Origin of the sequence: Nocardioides sp. NPDC127514 (assembly GCF_040302125.1) — a bacterium.
Taxonomy (GTDB): domain Bacteria; phylum Actinomycetota; class Actinomycetes; order Propionibacteriales; family Nocardioidaceae; genus Nocardioides.
This window is the reverse complement of the sequence record NZ_JBEORF010000053.1, coordinates 1-14,380: the sequence shown is the minus strand read 5'-3', so window position 1 is coordinate 14,380 and position 14,380 is coordinate 1. Positions and strand designations below refer to the sequence as shown.

At 70.0% G+C, this 14,380-nt stretch carries 14 protein-coding genes; 1 reads left to right on the top strand and 13 read right to left on the bottom strand.

The genetic code is table 11. From position 1 onward, the window contains the following. Positions 1-97: 97 nt before the first annotated feature. The 5 genes from ABTX24_RS29070 to ABTX24_RS29050 are packed head-to-tail and all read right to left on the bottom strand — an operon-like array spanning position 98 to position 4,919. Positions 98-1,426 (bottom strand): ABC transporter substrate-binding protein, encoded by a 1,329-nt coding sequence (locus tag ABTX24_RS29070; protein ID WP_350844626.1) that lies wholly within the window; start codon positions 1,424-1,426, stop codon positions 98-100. Beyond that, a complete protein-coding gene (locus ABTX24_RS29065; protein ID WP_160025309.1) occupies positions 1,423-2,505 on the bottom strand; it encodes a branched-chain amino acid ABC transporter permease in 1,083 nt (360 codons plus the stop codon). The genes ABTX24_RS29070 and ABTX24_RS29065 overlap by 4 nt, the downstream gene beginning before the upstream one ends. Before the next feature lie 3 nt (positions 2,506-2,508). Next, positions 2,509-3,387 (bottom strand): branched-chain amino acid ABC transporter permease, encoded by an 879-nt coding sequence (locus tag ABTX24_RS29060; RefSeq protein ID WP_160025310.1) that lies wholly within the window; start codon positions 3,385-3,387, stop codon positions 2,509-2,511. Positions 3,388-3,396: 9 nt separating this feature from the next. Further along, positions 3,397-4,101 (bottom strand): ABC transporter ATP-binding protein, encoded by a 705-nt coding sequence (locus ABTX24_RS29055; RefSeq protein ID WP_160025311.1) that lies wholly within the window; start codon positions 4,099-4,101, stop codon positions 3,397-3,399. Continuing rightward, positions 4,101-4,919 (bottom strand): ABC transporter ATP-binding protein, encoded by an 819-nt coding sequence (locus ABTX24_RS29050; protein WP_350716708.1) that lies wholly within the window; start codon positions 4,917-4,919, stop codon positions 4,101-4,103. Before ABTX24_RS29050 ends, ABTX24_RS29055 begins: the two co-directional genes overlap by 1 nt. A 156-nt stretch (positions 4,920-5,075) precedes the next feature. Here ABTX24_RS29050 and ABTX24_RS29045 point away from each other — a divergent pair, with 156 nt between their 5' ends. After that, positions 5,076-6,290, top strand: coding sequence for a PucR family transcriptional regulator (locus ABTX24_RS29045; protein WP_350716706.1), 1,215 nt, complete (start codon positions 5,076-5,078; stop codon positions 6,288-6,290). A 72-nt stretch (positions 6,291-6,362) separates the two neighbouring features. On the opposite strand, the gene ABTX24_RS29040 is transcribed toward ABTX24_RS29045, so the two are convergent. The 8 genes from ABTX24_RS29040 to ABTX24_RS29005 are packed head-to-tail and all read right to left on the bottom strand — an operon-like array spanning position 6,363 to position 14,042. Continuing rightward, on the bottom strand, positions 6,363-7,445 hold the full coding sequence (locus ABTX24_RS29040) for an acyl-CoA dehydrogenase family protein (protein WP_350844624.1): 1,083 nt from the start codon (positions 7,443-7,445) through the stop codon (positions 6,363-6,365). After that, on the bottom strand, positions 7,442-8,629 hold the full coding sequence (locus ABTX24_RS29035) for an acyl-CoA dehydrogenase family protein (RefSeq protein ID WP_350844622.1): 1,188 nt from the start codon (positions 8,627-8,629) through the stop codon (positions 7,442-7,444). Before ABTX24_RS29035 ends, ABTX24_RS29040 begins: the two co-directional genes overlap by 4 nt. After that, a complete protein-coding gene (locus ABTX24_RS29030; RefSeq protein WP_350844620.1) occupies positions 8,626-9,858 on the bottom strand; it encodes an acyl-CoA dehydrogenase family protein in 1,233 nt (410 codons plus the stop codon). Before ABTX24_RS29030 ends, ABTX24_RS29035 begins: the two co-directional genes overlap by 4 nt. A gap of 3 nt (positions 9,859-9,861) precedes the next feature. Further along, complete coding sequence (locus ABTX24_RS29025) at positions 9,862-10,896, bottom strand: phosphotransferase family protein (RefSeq protein ID WP_350844618.1); 1,035 nt, start codon at positions 10,894-10,896, stop codon at positions 9,862-9,864. Continuing rightward, positions 10,893-11,528, bottom strand: coding sequence for an HAD family hydrolase (locus ABTX24_RS29020; protein WP_350844616.1), 636 nt, complete (start codon positions 11,526-11,528; stop codon positions 10,893-10,895). The genes ABTX24_RS29025 and ABTX24_RS29020 overlap by 4 nt, the downstream gene beginning before the upstream one ends. Further along, positions 11,525-12,508 carry an NADPH:quinone oxidoreductase family protein gene (locus ABTX24_RS29015; RefSeq protein WP_350844614.1) on the bottom strand — a complete coding sequence of 328 codons (984 nt, stop codon included), beginning with the start codon at positions 12,506-12,508 and terminating at the stop codon, positions 11,525-11,527. The genes ABTX24_RS29020 and ABTX24_RS29015 overlap by 4 nt, the downstream gene beginning before the upstream one ends. Further along, the gene (locus tag ABTX24_RS29010; RefSeq protein WP_350844612.1) at positions 12,505-13,281 is read right to left on the bottom strand and encodes an SDR family oxidoreductase; all 777 of its coding nucleotides are present in this window, start codon (positions 13,279-13,281) and stop codon (positions 12,505-12,507) included. The genes ABTX24_RS29015 and ABTX24_RS29010 overlap by 4 nt, the downstream gene beginning before the upstream one ends. Continuing rightward, a complete protein-coding gene (locus ABTX24_RS29005) occupies positions 13,281-14,042 on the bottom strand; it encodes an SDR family oxidoreductase (RefSeq protein ID WP_350844610.1) in 762 nt (253 codons plus the stop codon). Before ABTX24_RS29005 ends, ABTX24_RS29010 begins: the two co-directional genes overlap by 1 nt. Positions 14,043-14,380: the final 338 nt, after the last annotated feature.

Below are 14,380 nucleotides of genomic sequence, written 5' to 3'. Positions count from 1 at the left end.
CACCTCCAGTGGCGTTAGTGAGGGTTAATCACTGTAACCGAGGCCGGTCCGTGAACGTGCAGCAACCTACTGATCAGTACCGATCACTCCGCCCATCTCACTCGGGCAGACCCGACGAGGGCGGGGCGTCCGAGGCGGCGCTGTCGTCCTCCTCGATGGGGGCGTCGCCGATGTCGGTGACGAGGACCGGCGTGAGCGGCTCGGAGGCACCGTTCTTGATCTCGACCACGCTCATCCCGGAGATGCCCATGTGGGAGTCCTCGGAGAACCGGAAGGGCGCCATCCCGGGTCCTTCGAAGGAGGAACCCTCCTTCTCGATGGTCTCCACGATCGACTCGCGGGTCAGGTCCTTGCCGTTGGCCTGCAGCGCCTGGACGAAGGTGTAGGCCTGCGACATGCCGTAGATCCGGTAGTTGGTCAGCTTCTCCGAGCCCTTCTTGGAGTACTCGTCCCAGACCTTCTGCCACAGCTTGACCCACTCGTCGTCAGGAGCGTCGACGCCGGGGATGTACTCGGTCGTCATCATCCCGTCCATCAGCTTCACGCCCTGCTTGGCCGGGATCTTGCCCTTGGTCATCGAGGCCAGCAGCCCGCCGACGAGCGCCGGGTCGGAGCCGACGTTCGAGTAGAACCACTTCGACTTGAAGCCGACGCCCTGCGCGGCGATCTGGCTCAGCGCGGTGTAGGACGGCGTGTTGAAGCCGATCACCAGGTCGACGCCCTTGGACTTGAACGAGGACATCTGCGGGGAGAAGTCGGTCGACCCACCCGGCGTGTACTTCTGTACGTCGACGATCTGGGCGTCGAGGAACTGCCGTGCGCCCTTCTCGCCATCCTCGCCGAAGTCGTCGTCCTGCAGGAAGAGACCGACCTTGGCGTCGGGCATGTTCTCCTTGATGTACTGACCGATGACCTTGCCCTCGATCTCGTAGTCCGGCTGCCAGCCGAACGTCATCGGCGAGCCGGACGGGTTGTCGCCCCACTGCAGCGAGCCGCTGGAGACGAACAGGTCGGGGATGCCGTCGTCGTTGAGGCGCTGGACGACCGCGCGGTGCGTGGGGGTGCCGAGGCCACCGACCATCGCAAAGATCTCGTCCTGCAGGATCATGTCGTTGGTGACGGCGCTGGTGTTGGTCGGGTTGTAGGCGTCGTCCTTGACGACCATCTCGATGTCCCGGCCGTGGACGCCACCGTTGTCGTTGACGTACTCGTAGAACGCCTGGTGGCCAGACGGGATCTCCGAGTAGCCGGGCGCGGCCGGCCCGGTCAGGGGGAAGTGCGCACCGACCTTGATCGAGGTGTCGGTGACACCGACCGCCGACCCGTCCTCGGACGGCCTCTCCTTCCCCGCGCCACAGGCCGCGAGGAGGGAGGCAGTGGTGAGGACACAGACGATCTGTACGGCTCTGCGTGCAGTGGTTCTCATGTTGTCTTCTCCTTGGTTGACCCGAGAGTTGAGCGCGCTAGGAAGGTGCGCAGGCTGCCGACGATCCCTGCCGGAGCGAGGAGGATGACGAGCATCAGCACCAGTCCGTAGACCACCGGGGTGACCTCCGCGGCCTGGGTTGCGCTGAGCCCGACCGACTCCCCGAGATCGGTGGCGAAGTGAGGAAGGAAGGCGAGTACGCCGGCCCCGATGAGCGCTCCGGTCAGGCTGCCGAGCCCGCCCAGGACGACCGCGGCCAGGAGCGTCAGGGAGAGCGTGATCGTGAACGCGCCCGGCGCCGTGAGACGTACGTTCATGGCCATCAGGCCGCCGGCCAGCCCGGCAGCCATGGCGCTGACGGTGAAGGCGACCACGCGGGCACGGCCCAGGTGGATGCCGGCCAGCTCGGCGGAGACGTCGTCGTCCCGCACCGCCCGCCAGCGCCGACCGACCCGCGAGCGACTCAGGTTGGCGAGCGCCACGAAGGTGATCGCGAGGAGCAGCCAGCCGAGGTAGGCGAGGAAGGAGTACTGGTCGATCTCCACCGCGGTGAAGAACCAGACCAGGTCCTGGATCCAGGCCGGGAGGTCGGTCGCGCGGGGAACGGGCACCTGGAGCCCCTGCTCGCCGCCGAGGACCTCCCACTGGTTGGCCAGCCGGGGCACCGCCACGGCCAGCGTCAGGGTCGCGCCGGCGATGTAGGGCCCGTGCAGCCGCGCCGCCGGGACCCCGACCACCACCCCGACCACGGCACAGACCGCGATCGCGACGAGCAGGGCGACGAAGACGTCGGCCAGGGTCTCGCCGCCGGTGCGCTCGAGCACCAGGGTGGCGGCGTACGCTCCGACGGCCATGAGCGCGCCGTGGCCCAGCGAGAGCTGGCCGGAGAGACCGGTCAGGAGCGTGAGCCCGCCGGCGGCGATGGCGAAGTAGGCCATCTCGGCGTAGCGGGTCTGCAGGTACTGGCTGGAGCTGCCGATGACCGCCATCGCCACCACGAAGGCGACCAGGGCCACGACGAGGTGACGTGCCAGCGGCACCGAGGTCACCGGACGGACGAGTGAGCGCAGACGTTCCATGGGTCAGACCCTCCTGGCCGCAGCCGCCGCGAAGAGGCCGCTGGGACGTACCAGCAGCACCACCATCAAGATCCCGAGCGCGACCAGCGGCGCCAGGTGCTCACCGACGTAGCCGGTGACGTAGGAGAGCGAGAGGCCGAGGATCAGGCCGCCGATCACCGACCCGAGCGGCGAGTCGAGGCCGCCCAGCACCGCGGCGATGAAGCCGTAGATCACGAACGGGTCCATGAACGCCGGGTTCACCAGGTCGCCGCCGGCGATGAGCATCCCGGCCACCGCGCCCACGGCCGCGGCGAGCGCCCAGCCGAGGGTGAGCATGCGGCCGACGCGTACGCCCAGGAGCCGGGACACCTCGCCGTTGAACGCGGACGCCCGCATCCGCAGCCCCAGGTCGGTGAAGCGGAAGAGGACCACGAGCCCGGCCATCACGACGGCGACCACGACGATCGTGAGGATGCCGAACGGGGTGATCCCGATCGAGGTGTCCCCGACGTTGATCGCGTTGGTGCTGACCGGGGCCGGGAAGCCGCGGTGCTGTACGCCGAAGGTGATCGCGGTCAGGCCGTGGAGCACCATGAACAGCCCGAGGGTGAGGATCACCGCGTTGAGCTCGGCCTTGCCCTCGACCGGGCGGATGATCACCCGCTCGATCACGGCGCCGAGCCCGAACCCGGCGGCGATCGCGGCCAGGAAGGCGACCCAGTAGGGCACGTCGGCGTTGATCAGCGAGAGCGCGATGTAGGTGGTCACCATGGCCATCGCCGCCTGGGCGAAGTTGACGATCCGGGTGGAGCGCCAGATCAGGCACAGGGCCAGCGCGAACGCGGCGTAGACCGCGCCCAGGACCAGCCCGCCGAGGGTGGTGTCGAGAAACTGCTGCATGTCTGCTCCTCAGAACCCGAGATAGGCGTGGCGGAGCTGCTCGTCGGCGGCCAGCTCGGCAGCGGGCGCCGAGGCGACGACCTTGCCGAGGTTGAGCACGACTCCGTGGTCAGCGATGGACAGGGCACTGCGGGCGTTCTGCTCGACCAGGACGACGGTGAGCTCCTCGGTCTGCACCAGTCCGCGGAGCAGGTCGAAGATCTGGGCCACCACCCGGGGAGCGAGCCCCAGGGACGGCTCGTCGAGCAGGAGCACGGTCGGTCGCGCCATCAGCGCGCGGCCGATGACGAGCATCTGTCGCTCACCGCCCGAGAGCATGTGAGCGGTGGCCTCGCGGCGCTCACCCAGGCGCGGGAAGAGCTCGAAGACCCGCTCGACCGGCATCGGCTCGGAGCCGGTCGCGCGGTGCAGGCCGCCGAGCCGGAGGTTCTCGGTGACGGTCAGCTCGGCGATCACGCCGCGCCCCTCCGGGACGTGGGAGAGGCCGTACGAGGTCAGCTTCTCGGTCGCGGTGCGCGTGATGTCCTTGCCGTTCAGCGTCACGGTGCCCTTGCTGGACTTCACCAGCCCGGACACGGTGCGCAGCAGCGTGGTCTTGCCGGCGCCGTTGGCGCCCAGGACGGCGGTGACCTGGCCCCTCGACGCGGTGAAGGTGACGCCGTTGAGCGCCTTGACAGGTCCGTACGCAGCGCTCAGGTCCTCGACGGCGAACATCAGGCCTCCTCGGCGACGGTCAGTGCGTGGACCTCGGCGGCGTCGTCGTGATCGACCTGGTCACCCAGGTAGGCGGCGAGGACGGCCGGGTCGTTGCGGATCTCGTCCGGCGAGCCGGCGGCGATGACCCGGCCGAAGTCGAGCACCGTGATCCGGTGGCAGACGGACATCACCAGGTCCATGTGGTGCTCGACGAGCATCACGGCGGTGCGTTCGGTCAGGCCGGTGATGATCTCGCCGAGCTCGGTCATCTCCTCGGCGCTCAGCCCGCTGGCGGGCTCGTCGAGGAGCAGCAGCTCGGGCTCGGCCACCAGGGCCCGCGCGAGCGCGACCTTCTTCCGGATCGGGTACGGCAGGCTGCCCGGGTAGCGGGAGGCGTACGACTCGATCCCGAGCTCGCCGAGGACCTCGCGCGCCTTGGCGGCCAGCCGGGCGTCGTCGCGGTGGCCGAGCCCGAGCAGCCCGCGCACGAAGCCGGCGCGGGCGAGTCGGTCGGCGCCGACCATCACGTTGTCGAGCACCGTCATCCGCTCGAAGAGCCCGAGTCCCTGCAGGGTCCGGGCGATGCCGTGGCCGGCGAGCTGGTGCGGGCGGAGGTCGTGGATCGTCTCGCCGCGCAGCCGGAGCTCGCCCTCGGCAGGGCTGACGAAGCCGCACACGACGTTGAACAGTGTGGTCTTGCCGGCACCGTTGGGGCCGATGACGCCGAGCACCTCATGGGGCGCGACCTCCAAGGAGACGTCCTCGAGGGCGCGCACGCCCCCGAACCGGACCGAGACTCCCTCGACCGCGAACAGCGGTGGGTCTTCGCCAGGCATCTGCATCATGCTCCCTTCACCCGTTGTGACGGCTATCACTTTGGACTCTCCGCACAACTGGGGATATGGGCAGTGAGCACAAAATCTTTCGGGCGCTCCGACCGAGATTCCCTGGTTTGCTGGCGGATGCGGCAGTGGGCATGGGACGCTCCGCACATGGGTGTGACGAGTGACACAGCTCCCGACGCGGAACTCCGCCCGCTGGTCGAGCGTGCCTGGGCCTCGCTGGTGAGCCAGGCGGACGCGATCGCCGACGACATCACGCTGACCCTGATCGCGATCCAGCCGGAGTGGCACCAGAACGCCGAGCCGTCGGTGCGGGCCGACCTGCGCTCGAGCACGCGGGAGCACGTACGCCGCGGCATCCGGGCCATGGCCGGGATGACCCCGGGAGCCAATCCCGTCGACCTGTGGCGCGAGACCGGCCGGCGGCGGGCGCGGCAGGGCGTACCTCTGGAGTACTGCCTCAACGCCTACACCGTCGGCACCCGGATGCTGTGGGAGGCGATGGTCCACCAGCAGGAGGAGCTCGGGATCGACGACCGGGTGATGGTGCTGGCCGGGCGCCAGGTGTGGACCGACCTGGACGTGCAGAACTCGGTCATGTCGGGGGCCTACCGGAAGGAGGCGGCGCTGCTGCAGCGCCGCGACCTGCAGCTCCAGGGCCGGCTCCTCGACGGGCTCGCCGAGGGTCGCGGCGGCGACCCCGCGTTCGCCGCCGAGGTGCAGGACATCCTCGGGGTCGCCGCCGACGCGCGGATGGCCTGCGTGGTCGCGGCCTTCGACGGCAACCGCGACTCACCGCTGCGCAACCCCGACGACCGGTTGGAGAAGGCCGGTCTGGTGTCGTTCTGGCACGTACGCGGCGACCACCACTTCGGGCTGGTCCCGTTGGGGTCGCGCCCGGTCGCGGAGGCCGTCGCCGATCTGGTCGACCAGCTCGCCTGCTGCAACTCGGGCCGGGTCGGGATCGCCACCGCCGACGACCTCAGCGGCTTCGGCACCGCCTTCCAGCTGGCCACCCACACGGTGGAGACGGTGCCTCGAGGGCGTACGGACATCGCGGTCGTCGACGACCGTCTGCCGCAGGTGCTGCTGACCGCCTCACCCGCCGTCTCCCACCTGCTCGTACGCCGCACCCTCGGCCCGATCCTGGCGCAGCCGACCCACCAGTCCGACGTACTGCTGGCGACGCTCCGAGCCCTCATCGCGCACGGCGGTTCCCCCACCCACGCCGCCGAGGACCTGATCTGCCACCGCAACACGGTCATCTACCGCATCAAGCAGATCCAGGACCTGACCGCGAAGAGCATCTCCGACCCGCGCGACCGACTCCTGTTCGCTCTCGCCCTGATGGCACTGGAGAAGTAGCCGAGGCGTCGCTCGCGCCGGCCGAGATGGCACCGTGGTGCCACCTCGGCCGACCGGCGTGACGCCTCGGCATCAGATGTCGACGAGGGCCCCCAGACGGTCGCGATGGAGGCCGGGGAGGCCGTACGCGATCTGGTCGGCCTTGGCCCGCTTGAGGTAGAGGTGGGCGGGGTGCTCCCACGTCATGCCGATGCCGCCGTGCAGCTGCACCGCCTCCTCGGCCGCGGTGACGGCGAGGTCACCGCAGTACGCTGCGGCGACGTGGGTCGCGATCTCGGTCTCCCTCGCGTCTCCGAGAGCCAGCGCCCCGGCGGCGTAGCGCGCAGTCGCGCCGGCACCCTCGACGTTGGTGTAGAGGTCGGCGAGCCGGTGCTTGAGCGCCTGGTAGCCGCCGACGACCCGGCCGAACTGCCGCCGGACCTTGAGGTACTCCACCGTCGTGGTCAGGCACCACTGCGCCACCCCGACCTGCTCGGAGGCCATCAGCGCGGCCCCGGCCAGCAGCCCGGAGCGTACGCCCTCGGCACCGTGCTCAGCGGCCACGACCACCTCGCCGGCGGCCGGATCGAGGGTGACATCGGCGAGCTGGCGGGTCATGTCGAGCGAGCTCACCGGGGCGATCGTCGCCCGGTCCGCGGGGACGGCTCGGATCTCGATGCCGTCGGGCGTCGCCACCGGCACCAGGAGCGTGTCCGCCTCCAGGGCGCCGGCGACCGACCGGATCTCGGTCTCGACCGGCTCCAGGGGCTGGACCGTCGTGGTCGCGAGCGACACGGCCAGGGCTGCGGTGCGGTCCCCCGAGGCCAGTCCGGCCAGCAGCTCCGCACCGGCCTCGGTGGGCCCGGCCAGCAGGACAGACGTGGCCACGACGGAGCTGGTCAGGAACGGCACCGGGGCAACCGCTCGGCCCAGCTCCTCCAGGACCACGGCGGCCTCGCGGGCGGACGCCCCGGCACCACCGTAGGACTCCGGGATCAGCAGCCCCGCGAGCCCGAGCTCGCTGGCGAGCCCCTTCCACAGGACCGGGGTGAGCGAGCTGTCCCCGTCGTACGCCTTGACCACGTCGCCCGGCGAGCAGTGCTCGGCCAGGAACGACCTGACCGTGGCCCGCAGGTCGGCGTCGAGCTCGTTGTCGAGCAGTTCGACATCGCTCATCGCGGGATCTCCTTCCAGGAAACGTCCTTGTCGACCCGGTGCTCCCCGGGGAGACCGAGGACTCGCTCGGCCACGATGTTGCGCAGGATCTCCGAGGTGCCGCCCTCGATGGAGTTGCCCTTGGCGCGCAGGTAGCGATAGACGGCGTCGCGGCCGCCGAAGTCGACGTGCTCGGGCCGGACCATCGCCCAGCCGTCGCCGTCCTCGTAGCGGAGGCCCTCTTCGCCGCGCAGCTCCAGGTCGAGCCCGGTGAGCTGCTGGTTGATCTTGGCGAAGGTCAGCTTCATCGCCGACCCCTCAGGGCCGGGCTGACCGACGGCCAGCTTCTGCCGCAGCCGTGCTCCGGTCAGCCGGGCCACCTCCGACTCGACCCACAGCCTCAGCAGCCGGTCGCGCAGCTCCGGGGTGTGGTTCTCCGGATGCGTACGCCACGACTCGGCGACCACGCCGAGCATCCCGCCCTCGCGGGGCATCGCGGCGCCACCGATGGCGACCCGCTCGTTGTTGAGGGTGGCGTTGGCGACCTCCCATCCCTGCCCGACCGCGCCGAGACGGTGGGCGTCGGGGATCCGCACATCGGTCAGGAAGACCTCGTTGAACTCCGCCTCGCCGGTGATCTGGCGCAGCGGCCGCACCTCGACGCCCGGATCGTGCATATCGCACAAGAAGTAGGTCAGACCGCGATGCTTCGGGACGTCCGGATCGGTGCGGGCGACGAGGATCGCGAAGTCGGCGTTGTGGGCGCCCGAGGTCCACACCTTCTGCCCGTTGACGACCCACTCGTCACCGTCGAGGACGGCCCGGGTCGCCAGGCCGGCGAGGTCGGAGCCGGCGCCGGGCTCGGAGAAGAGCTGGCACCAGATCTCCTCGCCGCACCACAGCGGCTCCAGGAAGCGAGACTTCTGCTCCGGGGTGCCGTAGGCGAGGATCGTCGGCGCGGCCATGCCGAGCCCGATCCCGTTGCCTCGCGGGTTGTTGTCGGGGGCGCCGGCCGCCTCGAAGAGGTCGGAGACCAGCGGCTGCAGGGCGCGGGAGGCGCCGAGACCACCGTGGCCCTCGGGGAACGCGACCCACGCCAGCCCCGCCTGGTAGCGGGCGTGCAGGAAGGCGCTCGGCTCGGTCGTCGCGACCGGGTGCTCGGCGAGAAACTCCTCGACGCGGCCGCGCAGCTCCTCGGGAGTCACTGCCGTCCCTCCCGCCGCGCGGCCTGCTTGCGCAGCTCGGCCTTGGCCAGGGCGTTCTTGTGCACCTCGTCGGGGCCGTCGGCGAACCGCAGCGTACGGATGCCGGCGTAGGACTTGGCCAGCGGGAAGTCCTGGGAGAGACCACCGGCGCCGTGGGCCTGGATCGCCTTGTCGAGGATCCACTGGACGGTTGCTGGAGTGGCGATCTTGATCGCCTGGATCTCGGTGTGGGCGCCCTTGTTGCCGACCGTGTCCATCAGCCAGGCGGTCTTGAGGACGAGGAGCCTCAGCTGCTCGATCCGCACCCGCGACTCGGCGATCCAGTCACGGATCACGCCCTGCTCGGAGAGCGGCTTGCCGAAGGCGACCCGCTCCTCGACCCGGGCACACATCAGCTCGATCGCCCGCTCGGCCAGGCCGATGGAGCGCATGCAGTGGTGGATGCGGCCGGGGCCCAGGCGCGCCTGCGCGATCGCGAACCCCATGCCCTCGGTGCCGATGAGATTGCCCGCCGGGACACGTACGTCGGAGAAGATCAGCTCCGCGTGGCCGCCGTGGTCGTGGTCGTCGTAGCCGAAGACCTCCATGCCGCGCTTGATCGTGAGGCCCGGGGTGTCGCGGGGCACCAGGATCATCGACTGCTGCTTGTGGCGCTCGGCGGACGGGTCGGTCTTGCCCATCACGATGAAGATCTTGGCGTTCGGGTTCATCGCGCCGGTGATCCACCACTTGCGGCCGTTGATGACGTACTCGTCGCCGTCGGGCACGATCGAGGTCTCGATGTTGGTCGCGTCGGAGGAGGCGACGCCCGGCTCGGTCATCGCGAAGGCGCTGCGGATCTGCCCGTCCAGGAGCGGCTCAAGCCACTCCTTCTGCTGGGCCTCGTTGCCGAAGTCGTGCAGCACCTCCATGTTGCCGGTGTCGGGCGCGGCGCAGTTGAACGCAGCCGGCGCGAGGTGGCTGCGGCCAGTGATCTCGGCCAGCGGGGCGTACTGCAGGTTGGTCAGACCGGCCCCGCCCTCACCGGGCAGGAAGAGGTTCCACAGGCCGCGCTTGCGGGCCTCGGCGCGGATCTCGCCGAGGATCGGCACGCTGTCCCAGGCCCACTTGTCGTCCTGGGCCGCGAGCTGCTCCTCGAAGACGGCCTCGTTCGGCTCGACGTACGTCTTCTGGAAGTCCCATACCGAGGCGACGAGCTCCTCGGTCTTGGCGTCGGGTGCGAAATCCATGCGTCACTTCTCCTTCATTGCAGACAGTCCCATGTCCAGGAGCGGGTGGATCCCGTCCCCGATCTTGTCGAAGCCGGGCCCCACGGTCTGGCCCTTGAGGTAGCGGTAGTGGATCCCCTCGAGGATCGCGGCGAGCTTGTAGGCGGCGAGCCCGCGGTAGAAGCCGAACTCGCTCAGGTCACGCGGGCTGGCCGCGTCGTAGCGGGCGATGATCTCGTCCTCGGAGAGCCAGCCGGGGGCGTTGCTGACGTCGGTCACGGTGCCGTCGCCGGAGACCGAGGCCATCCGCTGGTAGGTGAGCAGGATCGCCAGGTCGGTGACCGGGTCGCCGAGCGTGGCCATCTCCCAGTCGACGACGGCCTTGATCTGGTCGGCCTCGTCGGTGAGCACGTTGTCGAGGCGGTAGTCGCCGTGCACGATCCCCGGCCCGGTCGAGGCGGCCTCGGCGGCACCGACCCGCGCCTCCAGCAGCGCGTGCAGCTCGTCGGCTGCGAGGAGATCGCGGGAGTACGACGCCTCGAGCTGCTTCTTCCAGCGCCTGACCTGCCGGCTCAGGAAGCCCTCGGGGCGGCCGAACTCGCTCAGCCCGACCTCGGCCGGGTCGACCGCGTGCAGCGCGGCCATCACGTCGATGAGCTGCTCCGAGATCGCCTTCGTGCGGTCCGCACCGAGCGGCTCGAGCTCGCGGGCGTAGCGGTAGGGCCGGCCGTCGACCTTCTCCATCACGTAGAACGGCGCCCCGAGCACCTCCTCGTCGTCGCAGAACGCGAACGTGTGCGGCACCGGTACGTCGGTGTCGCGCAGCGCGGTGATCACGGTGAACTCACGCTTCATGTCGTGCGCGGTGGCGAGCACGTGCCCCAGCGGCGGACGGCGGACGATCCACTCGTGGGTGCCGTCGGAGACGGCGTACGTCAGGTTGGACTTGCCTCCGGAGATGTGGGTGGCGCTGAGCTCGTGGCCGGCGCCTGTCACGTTCTTGGCCAGCCAGGGGCCGAGCCGGTCCAGATCGAGTCCGGGCAGCGATTCGGTCGTCACGCGGCACCTCCGAGGGTGGGAATCATGCGGGCGAGCGCCGCGCGGGTGCTCGCCGGGTCTGTGTGCAGCAGGGCGTCGAGGCCGACCGCCCGGGCGCCGAGGACGTTGGGCTCTGCGTCGTCGATGAAGAGGCACTCCTCGGCCGGGAGACCGAGCCTGCTCAGGGTGCGGTCGAAGATCGGCGCCTCCGGCTTCCGCATGGCGACCTCCTCGGAGATCACCACCACCTCGAACAGCGCGTCGACCTGCTTGCGCGGGTAGAAGTTGCCCCAGCTGTTGGAGAGCAGGGCCAGCCGGATCCCGGCGTCGCGGAGCTCCTCGGCCAGCGCGAACATCTCCGGGTTGGGCCGCATGCCGGCGAAGAGCCGGGACAGGACACCGTCGGGATCGACCGCGCTGCCGTCGTACGTCTCCAGGCGAGCAGCCAGGAGCTTGTCGAACTCCTTGACCGAGAGCTCGCCGAGCTCGAGGCGGTGGATAGGGGTGCCGGCGTCGGCGTAGCGGCCCAGCCACTCCTTGAGCACCTTCGTGAAGCTCTCCGGCTTGATGCCGTCAGCCTCCAGCCAGACCCGGATCGAGTCGCCGATGGGCGTGGTCAGCACCCCGCCGTAGTCGAAGATGACCGCCTTCATGCGACGTACACGACCCGTCCGACGGTGGTGCCGTCGGCAAGGCGCTGTACGCCGTCGGCCACCTCCTCCAGGGACAGCTCCTCGCTGACCAGCGGCTTGATCGAGCCCTCGGCCGCCATCCGGGTGAGCTCGCGGTGGCACTCGGCGACCAGGTCGGGCGCGAGCGCGTTGTAGAGGCCCCAGTGGAGTCCGACGATCGAGTAGTTCTTGATCAGCGAGTGGTTGAGCGCGGCTTCCTGGATGCGGCCGCCGGCGAAGCCGATGATCAGGATCCGGCCCTCGAAGGCGATGCACTTGGTGGAGCGGTCGTAGGTGTCGCCGCCGACCGGGTCGTAGATCACGTCGGCGCCCTTGCCGCCGGTGACCTCCTTGACCACCTTCACGAAGTCCTCGGTGTGGCGGTCGATCACGACATCCGCGCCGAGCTGCTTGGCGACCGCGGCCTTCTCCGGCCCGCCGACGACACCGATCACTGTCGCTCCGGCGGCCTTGCCGAGCTGGATCGCGGCGCTGCCGACCCCGCCCGCGGCGGCGTGCACGAGCAGCGTCTCGCCAGGCTGGATGTGGGCGCGGCGGTGGAGCGCGAACCAGCCGGTCTGGTAGCCGATGTAGAGGCTCGACGCCTCGGCGTCGGTGAGTGCCTCCGGAGCCGGGAACGTGGTCGCGGCGTCCATCAGCGCGAGCTCGCCGAAGCCGCCGTACGGCAGCGACCCGCCGCCGATGACGCGATCTCCGACCTGGAACCCCTCGACGCCGTCGCCGAGCGCGACGACCTCACCGCACAGCTCGACGCCGGCAGTGAACGGCAGCTCGGGCTTGACCTGGTAGAGGCCACGGCACATGAGTACGTCGGGGAAGTTGGCCGGGCTGGCCAGCACCTTCACGACGAGCTGTCCGGCTCCGGGGGTCGGGTCGGGCACCTCCTCGAGCCGCATCACGTCCTGGGGCTCGCCGAGCGAGCCGATCCGCCACGCCTTCATACCTGTCCTTCCACGTGCTGCCAGAGTCGATTCATCCCGCCGAGCCACTTGTCGGTCTGCGTCGCCCGCGCGGCGTAGTAGTCGCCCACCTCCGGGTGCGGCAGCACCAGGAAGCGGTCATCGGTCGTCGCTTCCCAGGCCGCATCGGCGACCTGCTCGGGCGTCAGCGCTCCGTCACGGCTGAGCAGGCCCGCCATCGGTCCCGATCGCTCGAGCATCCCGGTCTGCACACCCTGCGGGCAGATCGCCTGCACGACGATCCCGTGGTGGCGGTAGGTCGCCGAGAGCCACTCCGCGAAGGCGACCGCGGCGTGCTTGGTGACCGAGTAGGTCGGCGTACCGACCATCATCAGTAGCCCCGCCGCACTCGCCGTCACCACGTAGCGACCACTCTTCCGCTCGACCCAGTCGGGGACGAGGAGCCGCGCCGCCCGGACGTGGGCCATCACGTTGACCTCGTGCGAGGCCTGCCAGTCCTCCTCGGGACAGTCCAGGCCGATGCCGCGGTCGATGCCGGCGTTTCCGTACCACGCGTCGATCTGGCCGAGGTGGTCCTTCGCCGCCTCGACGAGGCGGGCCACGCCCTCGACCGAAGCCGCGTCACCGGCCACCGGATGGGCGCCGATCTCCTTGGCCGTCTCGGTCAGGCGTACGTCGTCGATGTCGTTGACCACGACGCGGACGCCCTCGGCGACGAGGCGGGCGGCGAGGGCACGTCCGATCCCGCCCGCGGCTCCGGTGACGACGGCGGTGCTGCCTGGGGCCGGGGCCATCAGACGCGTCCGCCGGCGAGGGTGAGGCCGCCGTCGACGGTGACGAGCTGGCCGGTCATCCAGCCTGCGTCCTCGGAGAGGAGGAACGAGGCGACACCGGCGATGTCCTCGGGGGTGCCGAGGCGCTTGAGCGGGTACGCCGCCGAGACCTCCTGCTCGCGGCCCTCGTAGAGGAGCTCGGCGAACTTGGTCTTCACCACGGCCGGAAGGATCGCGTTGACCCGCACCTTCGGGCCGAGCTCGACCGAGAGCTCTTGGGTGATGTAGCTGAGCATCGCCTTGCTCGCGCCGTACGTCGCGATCAGCGGGGTCGGAGCCAGGCCGGCCACGGAGGAGATGTTGACGATCGCGCCGCCGTGCTCGGACATCCACGCCCGCCAGACCTGCTGGGTCCAGCCGATCGGCGAGAGGCAGTTGACCTCGACGGTCTTGCGGGCCGACTCGCGGTCCATGTCGATCAGGCCGCCGGCCTTCGGGTTGATGCCGGCGTTGTTGACCAGCAGATCGGCGCTGCCGAAGGTGTCGATCGCAGCCTTGACGACCTCCTCCTGGTGCTCGGGGTCGTCGGCCTTGCCGGCGATGCCGAGGGCGACCTCTTTGCCTCCGAGGCCCTCGACCGCCTCTGCGAGCGCCTCGGGCTTGCGCGCCGTGATGACGACCTTCGCCCCCTCGTCCACCAGCCGCTGGGCGATGCCCAGACCGATGCCCCGGCTGGCCCCGGTGATGATCGCCGTACGTCCCTCGAACCTCGACATGCTCATTCCCTCGTATGCTCGGCTAATCTAAGCGCTTGCTTAGGTGGTGACAGCGGTCACTCTACGGGGTAGCCCAAGAACATGGAAGGTCGGCGTCCAACCAATGCCGAGAAGTCACCCCCGTCGGCCGAAAGGTCGCTCCGGTCGGCCGAAGCGTCACCTGCTGACGTCTCGGCCGACGTACGCGACGCCTCGACCTGCGGGAGTGACGCCTCGACACGGGGCCGGACCAGCTGAGGTCAGTCGTCGAGAACGCAGTTGTGGGCACGAACATTATCCCCGCCGTCCTCGGCGGCACCTCCGAGGTCCTCGACCTGGGCCGCAAGGAACGCTTCTTCACCGCC

What these genes read in the sequence shown, in the direction of transcription:
- ABTX24_RS29060 (WP_160025310.1), bottom strand. Translation starts at nt 3,387, where the DNA reads ATGCAGCAGTTTCTCGACACCACCCTCGGCGGGCTGGTCCTGGGCGCG.
- ABTX24_RS29055 (WP_160025311.1), bottom strand. Translation starts at nt 4,101, where the DNA reads ATGTTCGCCGTCGAGGACCTGAGCGCTGCGTACGGACCTGTCAAGGCG.
- ABTX24_RS29010 (WP_350844612.1), bottom strand. Translation starts at nt 13,281, where the DNA reads ATGGCCCCGGCCCCAGGCAGCACCGCCGTCGTCACCGGAGCCGCGGGC.
- ABTX24_RS29050 (WP_350716708.1), bottom strand. Translation starts at nt 4,919, where the DNA reads ATGCCTGGCGAAGACCCACCGCTGTTCGCGGTCGAGGGAGTCTCGGTC.
- ABTX24_RS29040 (WP_350844624.1), bottom strand. Translation starts at nt 7,445, where the DNA reads ATGAGCGATGTCGAACTGCTCGACAACGAGCTCGACGCCGACCTGCGG.
- ABTX24_RS29015 (WP_350844614.1), bottom strand. Translation starts at nt 12,508, where the DNA reads ATGAAGGCGTGGCGGATCGGCTCGCTCGGCGAGCCCCAGGACGTGATG.
- ABTX24_RS29020 (WP_350844616.1), bottom strand. Translation starts at nt 11,528, where the DNA reads ATGAAGGCGGTCATCTTCGACTACGGCGGGGTGCTGACCACGCCCATC.
- ABTX24_RS29030 (WP_350844620.1), bottom strand. Translation starts at nt 9,858, where the DNA reads ATGGATTTCGCACCCGACGCCAAGACCGAGGAGCTCGTCGCCTCGGTA.
- ABTX24_RS29070 (WP_350844626.1), bottom strand. Translation starts at nt 1,426, where the DNA reads ATGAGAACCACTGCACGCAGAGCCGTACAGATCGTCTGTGTCCTCACC.
- ABTX24_RS29065 (WP_160025309.1), bottom strand. Translation starts at nt 2,505, where the DNA reads ATGGAACGTCTGCGCTCACTCGTCCGTCCGGTGACCTCGGTGCCGCTG.
- ABTX24_RS29045 (WP_350716706.1), top strand. Translation starts at nt 5,076, where the DNA reads ATGGGTGTGACGAGTGACACAGCTCCCGACGCGGAACTCCGCCCGCTG.
- ABTX24_RS29005 (WP_350844610.1), bottom strand. Translation starts at nt 14,042, where the DNA reads ATGAGCATGTCGAGGTTCGAGGGACGTACGGCGATCATCACCGGGGCC.